The organism is Stenotrophomonas sp. SMYL89, assembly GCF_036319985.1.
In the GTDB taxonomy this organism is placed as follows: Bacteria; Pseudomonadota; Gammaproteobacteria; order Xanthomonadales; family Xanthomonadaceae; genus Stenotrophomonas; species Stenotrophomonas maltophilia_Q.
The window spans coordinates 308,631-320,451 of record NZ_JAWIRW010000005.1 but is presented as its reverse complement, the minus strand read 5'-3'; the positions used below and the strand labels follow the sequence as shown (position 1 = coordinate 320,451).

General features: G+C 68.1%; 10 protein-coding genes. 6 read left to right on the top strand and 4 right to left on the bottom strand.

The annotated features are described in order from the left end of the window. Window positions 1-181 precede the first annotated feature (181 nt). Window positions 182-1,513, bottom strand: a complete 1,332-nt coding sequence (gene xseA, locus V3B41_RS09145) for an exodeoxyribonuclease VII large subunit (protein WP_329860769.1) — start codon at window positions 1,511-1,513, stop codon at window positions 182-184. A 44-nt stretch (window positions 1,514-1,557) separates the two neighbouring features. Continuing rightward, window positions 1,558-2,628 carry a tRNA epoxyqueuosine(34) reductase QueG gene (queG, locus tag V3B41_RS09140; RefSeq protein ID WP_049428580.1) on the bottom strand — a complete coding sequence of 357 codons (1,071 nt, stop codon included), beginning with the start codon at window positions 2,626-2,628 and terminating at the stop codon, window positions 1,558-1,560. Between the two features lie 23 nt (window positions 2,629-2,651). Here queG and V3B41_RS09135 point away from each other — a divergent pair, with 23 nt between their 5' ends. The 6 genes from V3B41_RS09135 (at window position 2,652) to V3B41_RS09110 (ending at window position 10,279) form a co-directional block, all read left to right on the top strand. After that, window positions 2,652-4,136: an NAD(P)H-hydrate dehydratase gene (locus V3B41_RS09135; RefSeq protein WP_049428581.1), complete on the top strand. Its 1,485-nt coding sequence runs from the start codon at window positions 2,652-2,654 to the stop codon at window positions 4,134-4,136. Further along, window positions 4,133-4,615: a tRNA (adenosine(37)-N6)-threonylcarbamoyltransferase complex ATPase subunit type 1 TsaE gene (tsaE, locus tag V3B41_RS09130; RefSeq protein WP_099497572.1), complete on the top strand. Its 483-nt coding sequence runs from the start codon at window positions 4,133-4,135 to the stop codon at window positions 4,613-4,615. The genes V3B41_RS09135 and tsaE overlap by 4 nt, the downstream gene beginning before the upstream one ends. A gap of 82 nt (window positions 4,616-4,697) precedes the next feature. Continuing rightward, window positions 4,698-6,260: an N-acetylmuramoyl-L-alanine amidase gene (locus V3B41_RS09125; RefSeq protein ID WP_049428585.1), complete on the top strand. Its 1,563-nt coding sequence runs from the start codon at window positions 4,698-4,700 to the stop codon at window positions 6,258-6,260. Between the two features lie 215 nt (window positions 6,261-6,475). Then, window positions 6,476-8,380 (top strand): DNA mismatch repair endonuclease MutL, encoded by a 1,905-nt coding sequence (mutL, locus tag V3B41_RS09120; RefSeq protein WP_049428586.1) that lies wholly within the window; start codon window positions 6,476-6,478, stop codon window positions 8,378-8,380. 11 nt (window positions 8,381-8,391) lie between these two features. Further along, window positions 8,392-9,321, top strand: a complete 930-nt coding sequence (locus tag V3B41_RS09115; protein WP_329860766.1) for a DUF1684 domain-containing protein — start codon at window positions 8,392-8,394, stop codon at window positions 9,319-9,321. 1 nt (window position 9,322) lies between these two features. Further along, the gene (locus V3B41_RS09110; protein WP_049428591.1) at window positions 9,323-10,279 is read left to right on the top strand and encodes a TraB/GumN family protein; all 957 of its coding nucleotides are present in this window, start codon (window positions 9,323-9,325) and stop codon (window positions 10,277-10,279) included. Between the two features lie 73 nt (window positions 10,280-10,352). Here the strand turns inward: V3B41_RS09110 and phaR are convergent, their stop codons facing one another. Together phaR and phbB are read right to left on the bottom strand one after the other, a co-directional pair. Next, window positions 10,353-10,892, bottom strand: coding sequence for a polyhydroxyalkanoate synthesis repressor PhaR (phaR, locus tag V3B41_RS09105; protein WP_049428593.1), 540 nt, complete (start codon window positions 10,890-10,892; stop codon window positions 10,353-10,355). A gap of 185 nt (window positions 10,893-11,077) precedes the next feature. Further along, window positions 11,078-11,818 carry an acetoacetyl-CoA reductase gene (gene phbB / locus V3B41_RS09100; RefSeq protein ID WP_049428595.1) on the bottom strand — a complete coding sequence of 247 codons (741 nt, stop codon included), beginning with the start codon at window positions 11,816-11,818 and terminating at the stop codon, window positions 11,078-11,080. Between the last annotated feature and the right edge of the window lie 3 nt (window positions 11,819-11,821).

Sequence of the window (11,821 nt, the reverse complement as noted above, 5' to 3'; positions counted from 1 at the left end):
GGTGTCGGAGTGCGGGGTGTCAGCCGCATGGATGCGGCTGCCAAGCTTACAGGGACGTACTTGCAGCGTCCCCGCACTCCGACACCGCCCCGCCATCCCACGGAATGCTCGCTTTTGACGTTGACGTTGCCTTGGCTTGAAGCCTCTGCAGGTGCAGGGCGCAGCCCTGCCGAACAACCCTCTACTTGACCTGCACGTCGATCACGCCGTCGCCGACGCGCGCCTGCAGCGCATCGCCTGGCTGCACCTGGTCGACCTTCCGCACCAGGGTGCCATCGTCGCTGCGGGTGAGGATGCTGTAGCCACGAGCCACGGTGGCCAGCGGGCTGACTGCCTCCAGCGAACGCGCCAGCCCGCGCAGGCGCAGTGCATCGCGTTCAAGCCGGCGTTGCATTGCAGCCTGTGGACGCCCACGCAGGGCGGCGAGGCGGCGCTGCATCGCGTCGAGCTGGCGCTGCGGATGGTGCCCGCGCAGCACCGCCGCTGCATGACGCAGGCGCGCGGCACGGCGTTCCTGCTGCTGGTTGAACGCGGCATGCAGGCGCCGGCCCAGGTCCAGCTGACGGCGACGCAGCAGATCCAGTCGCACCTGTGGGCTCTGCGCGTTGAGGCGCAGCAGTGCTCGGTCGGCACGCTGCATCGCCTGCTGCATCGCGTGCCGCTGCAGCTGCACCATGCGTGCCGCCGTACGGCGCAGGCGCAGTGCCAGTTCGCGCTGGTCCGGCACCAGCAGTTCGGCGGCCACCGACGGTGTCGGCGCGCGCAGGTCGGCGGCGAAGTCGCTCAGGCTGAAGTCGGTTTCGTGGCCCACCGCCGACACCACCGGCGTGTGGCTGGCCGCAATCGCGCGGGCCAGCGCTTCATCGTTGAACGCCCACAGGTCTTCCAGTGAGCCGCCACCGCGGGTCAGCAGGATCACGTCGTAGCGGCCACTGGCATCGGCGGCCTGCAGCAGGCGGGTGATCTGCGCGGCGGCCGTGCTGCCCTGTACCAGGGTCGGCAGCAGGTCCACTTCCAGCAGCGGGAAGCGGCGGGCCAGCACGCTCAGCACGTCACGCACGGCGGCACCGGTGGGCGAGGTGATCACCGCCAGGCGCTGCACGTGTGCAGGCATCGACCGCTTGCGTGCCGGGTCGAACAGGCCCTCGGCCTCCAGCCGTGCCTTCAGCTCTTCGAATGCGCGGCGCAGTGCGCCTTCGCCGGCTTCCTCCATGTGGTCCAGCACCATCTGGTACTCGCCACGGGCGTCGTACAGGGTCACCTTGCCGCGCACCAGCACGCGCATGCCCTCGCGCGGCACGAACTTCAGGTACTGCGCCTTCATCCGGAACATCGCCGCCCGCAGCTGGGCGCGCGCGTCCTTCAGCGTGAAGTAGAGATGCCCGGAGGCGGGGCGCGCCACGCTGCCAAGCTCGGCCTCGACCCAGATCGCCGGGAAGCTGCCTTCCAGCAGGTCACGGGCCAGGGTGTTGAGCTGGCTGGGGGTGAGGATGTCGTTGTTGCGTGGCTGCATGGGAACGGCGTGCGGCAGGTGGAACGGATGCTCAGGATCGCACGTCAGCGCGGTGCGTGCTGGCCCAGCGCCCACTGCACGTGTTCGCGCACCAGGGGGGAGGGATGGTCGGCGCGGGTGTGCAGCGCGGCCAGCGTTTCGGCCGTGGTCGGCGCATTGCCCAGTGCTACGGCGATGTTGCGCAGCCAGCGCTCGTGGCCGCTGCGCCGGATCGGGCTGCCTTCGGTGCGGTGCAGGAACTCGGCTTCGTCCCAGGCGAACAGCTGGTCCAGGCGGGCAGTGTCGAGGTTGTTGCGTGCGCGGAAGTCGGCTTCGTCGGTGCGCTTGGCGAACTTGTTCCAGGGGCAGACCAGCTGGCAGTCGTCGCAGCCGTAGATGCGGTTGCCCATCAATGGCCGCATGTCTTCGGGAATGGCGCCATCGTGCTCGATGGTCAGGTAGGAAATGCAGCGCCGTGCGTCCAGTCGCTGCGGCCCGGTGATCGCACGGGTGGGACAGACATCGATGCAGCGCGTGCAGGTGCCGCAGTGTGCCGTGGCCGCCACATCGATCGGCAGCGGGATATCGATGTAGATCTCGCCGATGAAGAACCACGAACCGCCGTGGCGATCGATCAGGCAGGTGTGCTTGCCGATCCAGCCCAGCCCGGCGTTGCGCGCCAGTGCGCGTTCCAGCACGGGGGCCGAATCGACGAACACGCGGTAGCCCAGCGGCGCCACTTCGTCGTTGATCTGCGTGGCCAGCTTCTGCAGCCGGTTGCGCATCAGCTTGTGGTAGTCGCGGCCCAGCGCGTAGCGCGCCACGTAGGCGCGGCCGGGATCGGCCAGGGTGGCCCAGGCTTCGGTGTCGTCCTTGTGGCTGTAGTCCATGCCTACCGAGATCACCCGCACCGTGCCGGGCAGCAGCTCGGCGGGACGCGCGCGCAGGGTGCCGTGGCGCGCCATCCAGTCCATCGTGCCGTACAGGCCCTGGCCCAGCCAGTCGGCCAGGTGCGCCTCATCCTCGCCCAGCTCGATGCCGGCGATACCGCAGCGCTGGAAGCCATGCGCACGCGCCAGTTCGCGGATGCGCTGCACGGCTTGGGCCGGATCGACAGGGGTGAGGGCGGGGGACATGTTCACCAGTATAAAATCCCTGCATGGCCAACCTTGCCGATCTGTTCGATTCCGTCGCTGCGCGTGCGCTTGATGCGCAGGCCTCGGCACTGGCTGCCGATGGCGGCTGGGGCCTGATGGCGCAGGCCGGCCAGGCCGCCTTGCAGTGCCTGCTGCAGCACTGGCCGCAGGCGCGGCGGATCGGCGTGGTGGTCGGAGCCGGCAACAACGGCGGCGACGGCCTGGTGCTGGCCCGCCATGCACGGCAGGCGGGGCGCGTGGTGGCGGTGATCGCCTTGCCGGGCAAGCCACCTTCAACCGTGCTGGCACAGCGTGCAGCATCGGATTTCAAATCCGACGGCGGCATTGTCATGGAATTCGATGGGGCCCTGCCCGAGGCGGATATCTGGGTCGATGCCCTGTTCGGGCTGGGCTTCGACCGCGCGCCCGAAGGCGCGGCGCAGGCGCTGATCGCCGCCGTCAATGCACAGGCAGCACCGGTGCTGGCGCTGGACGTCCCCAGTGGCGTGGATGCCGACCGCGGCGCGGTGCCGGGTGTGGCGGTGAACGCCGCGCTGACCCTGCAGTTCATCGTGGCGCATCGCGGCCTGTATACCGGGGATGCGCTGGATCATTGCGGGCAGAAGGCGTTGGCACCGCTGCAGCTGCCAGCGGCTGCATGGCAGGGCGCATCGCCCGCCGCGGAGCACTGGACACAGGCGCGTTTGCCGGCACTGCTGCCACCACGCCGCGCCAACACTCACAAGGGCGAATCCGGGCATGTGCTGTGCGTCGGCGGCAACCATGGCAGCGGTGGGGCCATCGCGATGGCAGCCGAAGCGGCACTGCGTGCCGGTGCGGGGTTGTTGAGCCTGGGCACCCGGCGCGATCACGTCGGCCCGTTGCTGGCTCGGCTGCCCGAGGCCATGACCCATGCGCTTGAAGATGGCGATGTGCTGCCGGCGCTGCTGGACAAGGCCAGGGTGGTGGCGATCGGCCCCGGCCTGGGCCAGGACGAATGGGCGCGCGCACTGTTTGCGCGGGTGCTGGCCGGCGACAAACCGCTGGTGGTTGATGCCGATGCACTGAATCTGCTGGCGCAGGATCCGCGCGCGCTACCGGACGCCATCCTTACGCCACACCCGGGCGAGGCCGCGCGCCTGCTCGGCTGCAGTACCGCCGACATCCAGGCCGATCGCTACCGCTGTGCGCAGGCGTTGGCCGAACGCTTCCACGCCGTGGTGGTGCTGAAGGGCGCGGGCAGCATCGTGACGGCCCCAGGGCAGGCGCCCCGACTGATCGCTGCAGGCAATCCCGGCATGGCCGTAGGGGGCATGGGCGACCTGCTCACCGGCATCATTGCCAGCCTGCGCGCGCAGGGGCTGGCCGCCTTCGACGCTGCCGCCGCTGGTGCACTGCTGCATGCGCTCGCTGGCGACGCTGCGGCCGCCGACGGCGCACGCGGCCTGCTTCCCACTGATCTGCTGGTGCCGCTGCGGCGACTGGCCAACCCGGAACGCTCTTCATGACTGATTTCTTCCTTGCCGACAGCGACGCAACCGAACTGCTCGGGCAGTGGCTGGCGGCGACCCGACCGCCGCAGGCGCTGATCGAACTGCGCGGCGACCTCGGTGCCGGCAAGTCCACCACGGCCCGTGCACTGTTGCGCGCGCTGGGTGTGCAGGGTGCCATCCGCAGCCCGACCTATACCCTGGTCGAGCGCTATCCGCTGGCCAGTGGCGGCGAGGCCTGGCACCTGGACCTGTATCGCATCGGCCAGGCCGGCGAGCTGGATTTCCTTGGCCTGGATGAGGGCAGCGCGGTGTTGTGGCTGGTCGAATGGCCCGAGCGGGGCGCCGGCGCGTTGCCACCGACCGATCTGGTGGTAGCGCTGGAAATCGAGGGTCAGGGACGCCGCGTGCGTCTCACTGGGGCCAGCGACGTGGGGAATGAATGGCTGAAACGGCTCCCTCAAGGGGGCGACTTGCAGGCCATTTCTGTCGGCTGACGAGAACAAACACCGGCAGGTTACGGATTATTAAGGAAAAAGGTGTTGCATTCCGTTCAGCGCGGTGATTGAATCCTGAGCCATGCGCCCGGGGAACCGTCTCATCGCCATCTGTGCTGCCGTCGGACTGGGTCTGGCGAGCGTCAGTGCGTGGGCCGGTGAGGTCCGCCAGGTTCTGCTGAATACGGGCGCCACCGGCACCCGTGCCGAGATTTCGCTGGTCGGTAGTGGCGGTTACAAGACCCTGTCGCTGGCCGGACCGAACCGCCTGGTGGTCGATTTCCCGGACTCCAGCGCCATACGCAACCTGAAGATGCCGGCTGCGCAGGGCGTGGTTACGGCGGTGCGGACTGGACAGCCGGTGCCGGGGACCTTCCGTGTCGTTTTCGACCTCGCTGAATCGGTGGCGCCGTTCCGCCCGCAGATGCAGCGCGAGGGCAATGAATCCAAGCTGGTGATCGAATGGCCGGGCGATGGCCCGGCCGTGGCCGCCAGCCGTCCTGCAGTGACGCCGGCGGTGCAGCCGCAGGCACCGGTGGCCACGCCCGCGCCGACCCCGGCCGAAAGCGCGCAGTCGCGTACCGATGCCGCGCGTGCGACCGCGCTGCTGACCGCGCAGGTGCGGCAGCAGGCCAGTGCCACTGCTGCCGCACCGGCCACGCCGACCCCGGCGCCGTCCACTGCACCAGCCCAGGTTGCGGCTGCCGGTACCGTGGCCAGCAGCTCGCCTTCTTCCTCGCCGGCCGCGATCCTCGCCGGCCAGCGCACCGCCGCCGTGGTGACCACGCCGCCGGCGACCGTACCGGCACCGGCACCGACGCCGGTGGAACCGCCGCGTCCGGCCATGCCCAGTGATGCCTCGCGCATCCGCATGCAGGCCGGCATGCGTCATCTGGTGGTCGCCATCGATCCCGGCCACGGTGGCCAGGATCCGGGCGCGATCGGCCCGACCGGCAAGCGCGAAAAGGATGTCACCCTCGCGGTGGCCCGTGAGCTTGCCCGCCAGGTCAACGCCACGCCGGGCCTGAAGGCGTACCTGACCCGCGACAGCGACGTGTTCATCCCGCTGCCGATGCGCGCGCAGAAGGCGCGTGCGAACAAGGCCGACATCTTCATTTCGATCCACGCCGATGCGGCCGAAAACCGTTCGGCCACTGGCTCGTCGGTCTATGTGCTGTCGACCAAGGGTGCTTCTTCGCAGCGCGCCCGCTGGCTGGCGGACAAGGAAAACGCGGCCGATCTGGTGGGTGGCGTGCGCCTGCAGCAGACCGAGGGCACGCTCGCCAACGTGTTGCTGGACCTGGCCCAGAGCGGTTACATGAAGGCCTCCGAAGACGCCGCCGGCCACGTGCTGGGCGGCCTGAAGCGGATCGGCAACAACCACAAGCCGAACATCGAACGCGCCAACTTCGCCGTGCTGCGCACCTCGGACATGCCGGCCATGCTGGTGGAAACCGCGTTCATCTCCAACCCGGACGAAGAGCGCCGCCTGATCGATCCGGCCTACCAGCGCAAGATTGCCGGTGCCGTGCTCGACGGTGTGCACACCTTCTTCAGCCGCCAGCCACCGCCGGGGACGCTGTACGCGGCCCGTGCCCAGGCCGAGATCGACGCCGCCGGCACCATGGCCGGCGGCAGCAAATAACCCGCTTCCCGTAGGGCGCGGTAGAGTCGACTGTCAGTCGACTACGCGCGCAGCGCGGGTTTCTCGGTGCCCGGTGAGGAGCAGTCGACTGACAGTCGACTCTACCGCGCAGCGCGGGGGGCGGTGCCCGGAGAAGAGCAGTCGACTGGCAGTCGACTCTACATGCAGCTGCTCCGCTATCATCGACCCATGAAGTCTGCTGCCCATCCTCTCCCATGAGCGCGCCCGGCCCGCGTCCGATCCGGCCGTTGCCGGAAATCCTGATCAACCAGATCGCCGCCGGCGAAGTGGTCGAACGTCCTGCATCGGTGGTCAAGGAACTGGTCGAGAACGCGATCGATGCCGGCGCCAGCCGTGTCGACATCGACCTGGAAGAGGGCGGTGTCCGCCTGATCCGCATCCGCGACAACGGCAGTGGCATCGCACCGGAACAGCTGCCACTGGCGGTATCGCGGCATGCCACCAGCAAGATCGCCGACCTCGACGACCTTGAATCGGTGGCCACGCTCGGTTTCCGTGGCGAAGCACTGCCCTCGATCGCCTCGGTCAGCCGCTTCACCCTGTCCTCGCGTCGCGCACATGACGAACACGGTTCGGCGCTGCAGATCGAAGGCGGCAAGATCGGCGACGTCACGCCACGTGCGCATGCACCGGGTACCACGGTGGAAGTGCGCGAGCTGTTCTACAACGTACCTGCGCGACGCAAGTTCCTGCGCGCCGAGCGTACCGAACTGGGCCATATCGAAGAATGGTTGCGTTCGCTGGCGCTGGCGCGACCGGATGTCGAGCTGCGCGTGTCGCACAACGGCAAGGCCTCGCGCCGCTACAAGCCAGGCGACCTGTATTCCGATGCGCGGCTGGCCGAAACGCTGGGCGAGGACTTCGCCAACCAGGCCGTGCGCGTGGACCACAGCGGCGCGGGCCTGCGCCTGCATGGCTGGATCGCGCAGCCGCATTACTCGCGGGCCAGCGCTGATCAGCAGTACCTGTACGTCAACGGCCGTTCGGTGCGCGATCGAAGTGTCGCCCATGCGGTGAAGATGGCGTACGGCGATGTGCTGTACCACGGCCGGCAGCCGGCCTATGTGCTTTTTCTGGAGCTGGACCCGACCCGCGTCGATGTCAACGTGCACCCGGCCAAGCATGAAGTGCGCTTCCGTGATTCGCGGCTGGTGCACGACTTCGTCTACCGCACACTGAAGGACGCGCTGGCTGATACCCGTGCCGGCATGTCGGTGCAGGAGATCGGTGCGGGTCCGGTGCATCCGGTGGACACCGCTGCTGCATCGATGGCATCGAGCGCGGGCGCGTCGGGTTTCGGGCTGGTGCGTGGGCCTGCGCCGGGTGCCGGATCAGGCGGCGGTGGTGGTGGTTTTTCCGGCTGGCGCCCGCAGCAGCCCCTTGGGCTGCAGGTGGCTGATGCGCCGGCGGCCTACGCCGCGCTGTATGCCACGCCGGCCGGTGCCGAACGCGGGGCGGCGCTGCCGCCGATGCCCACCGAGAACGGACTGCCGGTCACCAGTGCCGATGCCGGTGTGCCGCCGCTGGGCTATGCGATCGCGCAGCTGCATGGCATCTACATTCTGGCGGAGAACGCAGAAGGCCTGATCGTGGTCGACATGCATGCCGCGCACGAGCGCATCGGCTACGAGCGCCTGAAGAACGCGCACGACGGTATCGGCCTGCAGTCGCAGCCGCTGCTGGTGCCGATCACGCTGGCAGTGGGCGAGCGCGAGGCCGACACGGCCGAAAGTGAAGCCGAGACGTTGGCGGCGCTCGGTTTCGAGGTGACCCGTGCCGGCCCCGGATCGCTGCATGTGCGCAGCATTCCAGCGCTGTTGGCGCATGCCGAACCGGAAGGGCTGCTGCGCGACGTGCTGACCGACCTGCGCGAGCATGGCCAGAGCCGCCGCGTGGCCAGCGCACGTGACGAACTGCTGTCGACCATGGCCTGCCACGGTGCGGTGCGTGCCAACCGGCGCCTGACCGTGCCGGAAATGAACGCGCTGCTGCGCGACATGGAAATCACCGAGCGGTCCGGCCAGTGCAACCACGGCCGGCCGACCTGGGCCCGTTTTTCGCTGGCGGAAATCGACCGCTGGTTCCTGCGCGGACGTTGAGGGGAGCATCGATGCGTTATCGGGGAATGGGCGGCCTGCTGGCCGCCTTGCTGTTGGCCGCGTGCAGCCCGGCGACACCGCCGGCGCCGAAGGTCGCTGAAGATCCGGCCTATGCGGCCGCGCAGCAGCAATGGCGGGTAGCCCGTTACCAGGACCTGACCCGGCCCGATGGCTGGACGGCCCTGGTCGGCCTGCACTGGCTGCAGAACAAATCGCACTTCGTCGGCAGTGGTGCCACCAATGGCATCCGCCTGACGGTCGGCCCGGACAAGCTGGGCCTGCTACGTCGCGAGGGCGGCCAGTGGTGGTTCACGCCCGAAGCCGGTGTGGACGTCGGCCATGACGGCCAACCGGTGCGTGGTCGTATCCGCGTCGACACCGACAAGGATCCACAGCCGACGCTGCTGGCCTTCGACGGTGGCAAAGGCCAGCTCAGCATCATCCGGCGCGGGCCGCGCGATGCGCTGCGGGTCAAACATGCCGATGCGCCGGCGCGCCGTGATTTCGCCGGGCTGGAGTACTGGCCGGGTGGTCCGGACTGGCAGGTGCAGGCACGTTTCATCCCGCATCCGGCGGGCAAGACCCTGCCCATTGTCGACATCACCGGCCTGACCACCGAGATGCCCAATGCGGGCGCGGTCGAATTCGAACGCGATGGCCGCACATGGCGGCTGGAGGCGATCGGAGCCACCGGGCAGCCGCTGTTCCTGATCTTTGCCGACCGCACCAGTGGCCGCGGCAGTTATCCGGCCGGGCGCTACCTGGATACCGATGCACCCTCTGCCGACGGCACGGTACGCATCGATTTCAACCATGCCTACAACCCGCCGTGCGCATTCACCGCCTATGCCACGTGCCCGCTGGCGCCGCCGGAGAACCGGCTGGACCTGCGCATGGAAGCGGGCGAGAAGGCCTACCACCTGTCTGAAGGAGAAGGCTGAGATGCCGTTGAAGCAACTGTTCCGTGCAACGCTGCTGATGGCAGCGCTTGCAATCGCACCGCTGGCACCGGCGCGCAATGCACCGGCCGCCGACGCCGCTGCCACGGCGGCAGCCAAGCCGCCGGTGCCACTGCTGTGGAAGGTGACCGGCCCGGGTGATTCACGCGTGTACCTGCTTGGATCATTCCACCTGTTGAAGCCGCAGGACTACCCGCTGTCGCCCGACGTCGAGCAGGCCTTCGAGGCTTCGAAGCGGGTCGTGTTCGAACTGTCGCCGGAGGACATGCAGTCGCCGCAGCTGGCCAGTCGCATGGTGCAGGCTGCAGTGCGCACCGATGGCAGCGAGCTCAAGCGCGATCTTGACGCGGCCACTTGGCAGAAGCTGCAGGCGTTTGCATCCGGGAACAAGCTTCCGCTGGCGCAGATGCAGGGCATGAAGCCCTGGTTCGTCGGCCTGAGCATTTCGGTCGGGCAGATGCAGAAGATGGGCCTGGACCCGGCGCTGGGCCTGGACCGTCATTTCATGGAGCGCGCGCAGAAGACCGGCCGCAAGACCGCTGGGTTGGAAGACATCGATACCCAGATCGGCATGCTCGACGGCATGACCGTGCAGGAGCAGCGGCAGATGCTGTCCGAGGCGCTGGACCAGGCGGGCAAGGGCGATGAGCAGGCACGCCAGCTGCACGACGCATGGCGGCGCGGCGATGAGCGCGTGTTGTGGACGAAGATGGCCGCGGAAATGCGCCAGCAGTACCCGCAGCTTTACCAGCGCATCAACACCGGGCGCAACGATGCGTGGGTACCGAAGCTGCTGCCGTACCTGCAGGCCGGGCAGGGTGGCACGCTGGTGGTGGTCGGTACGCTGCACCTGCTTGGCAGTGACGGCGTGGTCGAGAAGCTGAAGGCGAAGGGCTACAAGGTCGAACGCGTATGCACGGGGTGCAAGGCGAAACGTTGATGCTCCGCCGGGGGCACAAAACGAAACGGCGCGCCATCGGGCGCGCCGTTTTCGCATCCGACGGTACAGCGGCTCAGCGGCGGGTCTTGCCGCCGGTGCCAGTACCGGTGCCGGGTTCGTTGGGCTTGTTGCCGGTACCGGTGCCGGTACCTGTGCCACCCGGCCGCGGACCACCGAAACCGGTGCCCATGCTGCGCTGGAATTCCTGCCACAGCTCCAGGTTGCGCTCGGTCAGTTGGTTCATCATCGCCCACGGGGTCTGCCCCAGCAGGTTGCCCATCTGCTGGCGGAACTGCTGCTGCTGGTCCAGGAAGACCTGCATGCTGCGCTCCAGGTAATTGCCCATGAAGCCCTGCAGGGAGTCGCCATAGAAGCGGATCAGCTGGCTCAGCAGCTGGGTGGACAGCATCGGTTCGCCGTCCTGTTCCTGGTCGGCGATGATCTGCAGCAGCACCGAACGGGTGAGGTCGTCGCCGCTCTTGGCGTCACGGACTTCGAAGTCTTCACCGTCCAGGATCAGCTGGCGCACGTCCTCGATGGTGATGTAGCTGGAGATCTCGGTGTCGTAGAGACGGCGGTTCGGATACTTCTTGATGATGCGGGTCGCAGCCATTGAAGCGGTCACTCGTCACAGTAGATGCGCAGCATGGCGCAGTGCAGCAGCCGTTGCAACCGCCTCAGCCCCCGCCAGGCTTGGCTTTCACGGGGGATCATGTTGCGCAACAAGGGTTTGCGTGCTGCGCAGCATGACCATTGGCAGGGGCTGCGGATGTGCGCCGCTGCGGCCGCCAGCGCCGCTTACCAACCCATATGGTGGCCGCCATTGATGTCCAGGTTGCTGCCGGTGATCCACGAGGCTTCCTCTGCGACCAGGAAGGACACGCCGTAAGCGATTTCCTCCGGCTTGCCGAGGCGCCCGGTGGGAATGTCGGCGACGATCTTGGCGCGCACTTCTTCCGGCACCGCCATCACCATGTCGGTGGCCACGTAGCCGGGCGAAATGGTGTTGACGGTAATGCCGAAGCCGGCGTTCTCGCGGGCCAGCGAGATGGTGAAGCCATGCATGCCGGCCTTGGCAGCCGCGTAGTTGGCCTGGCCGTACTGGCCCTTCAGGCCGTTGATCGAGCTGATCTGGATGACCCGGCCCCAGCCCCGCCGGCGCATGCCCTCGATGACTGGGCGGGTGACGTTGAACACCGAATTGAGGTTGGTGTTGATCACATCGTGCCACTGGTCCGCGCGCATGCGATGGAAGGTGGTGTCGCGGGTGATGCCGGCATTGTTGACCAGGATCTCGACCGGGCCCAGTTCGGCCTCGACTGCACGTACCAGTGCTTCGGCACTGTCCGGATCGGAGACATCACCCGGGAAGATCGACACGCTGTAACCGCGTTCGGCCATCGCCTGCTGCCAGGTGCGGGCTTTGCCCTCGTCGCGGTAATTGGTGGCGACCCGGTGGCCCTGGTCGGCCAGGCGCTGGCAGATGGCGGTGCCGATGCCGCCGGTTCCGCCGGTGACCAGTGCGACGCGAGATGTCATGGG

Coding starts and splice junctions, on each gene's coding strand:
- xseA (WP_329860769.1), bottom strand. CDS start 1,513: ATGCAGCCACGCAACAACGACATCCTCACCCCCAGCCAGCTCAACACC.
- queG (WP_049428580.1), bottom strand. CDS start 2,628: ATGTCCCCCGCCCTCACCCCTGTCGATCCGGCCCAAGCCGTGCAGCGC.
- V3B41_RS09135 (WP_049428581.1), top strand. CDS start 2,652: ATGGCCAACCTTGCCGATCTGTTCGATTCCGTCGCTGCGCGTGCGCTT.
- tsaE (WP_099497572.1), top strand. CDS start 4,133: ATGACTGATTTCTTCCTTGCCGACAGCGACGCAACCGAACTGCTCGGG.
- V3B41_RS09125 (WP_049428585.1), top strand. CDS start 4,698: ATGCGCCCGGGGAACCGTCTCATCGCCATCTGTGCTGCCGTCGGACTG.
- mutL (WP_049428586.1), top strand. CDS start 6,476: ATGAGCGCGCCCGGCCCGCGTCCGATCCGGCCGTTGCCGGAAATCCTG.
- V3B41_RS09115 (WP_329860766.1), top strand. CDS start 8,392: ATGCGTTATCGGGGAATGGGCGGCCTGCTGGCCGCCTTGCTGTTGGCC.
- V3B41_RS09110 (WP_049428591.1), top strand. CDS start 9,323: ATGCCGTTGAAGCAACTGTTCCGTGCAACGCTGCTGATGGCAGCGCTT.
- phaR (WP_049428593.1), bottom strand. CDS start 10,892: ATGGCTGCGACCCGCATCATCAAGAAGTATCCGAACCGCCGTCTCTAC.
- phbB (WP_049428595.1), bottom strand. CDS start 11,818: ATGACATCTCGCGTCGCACTGGTCACCGGCGGAACCGGCGGCATCGGC.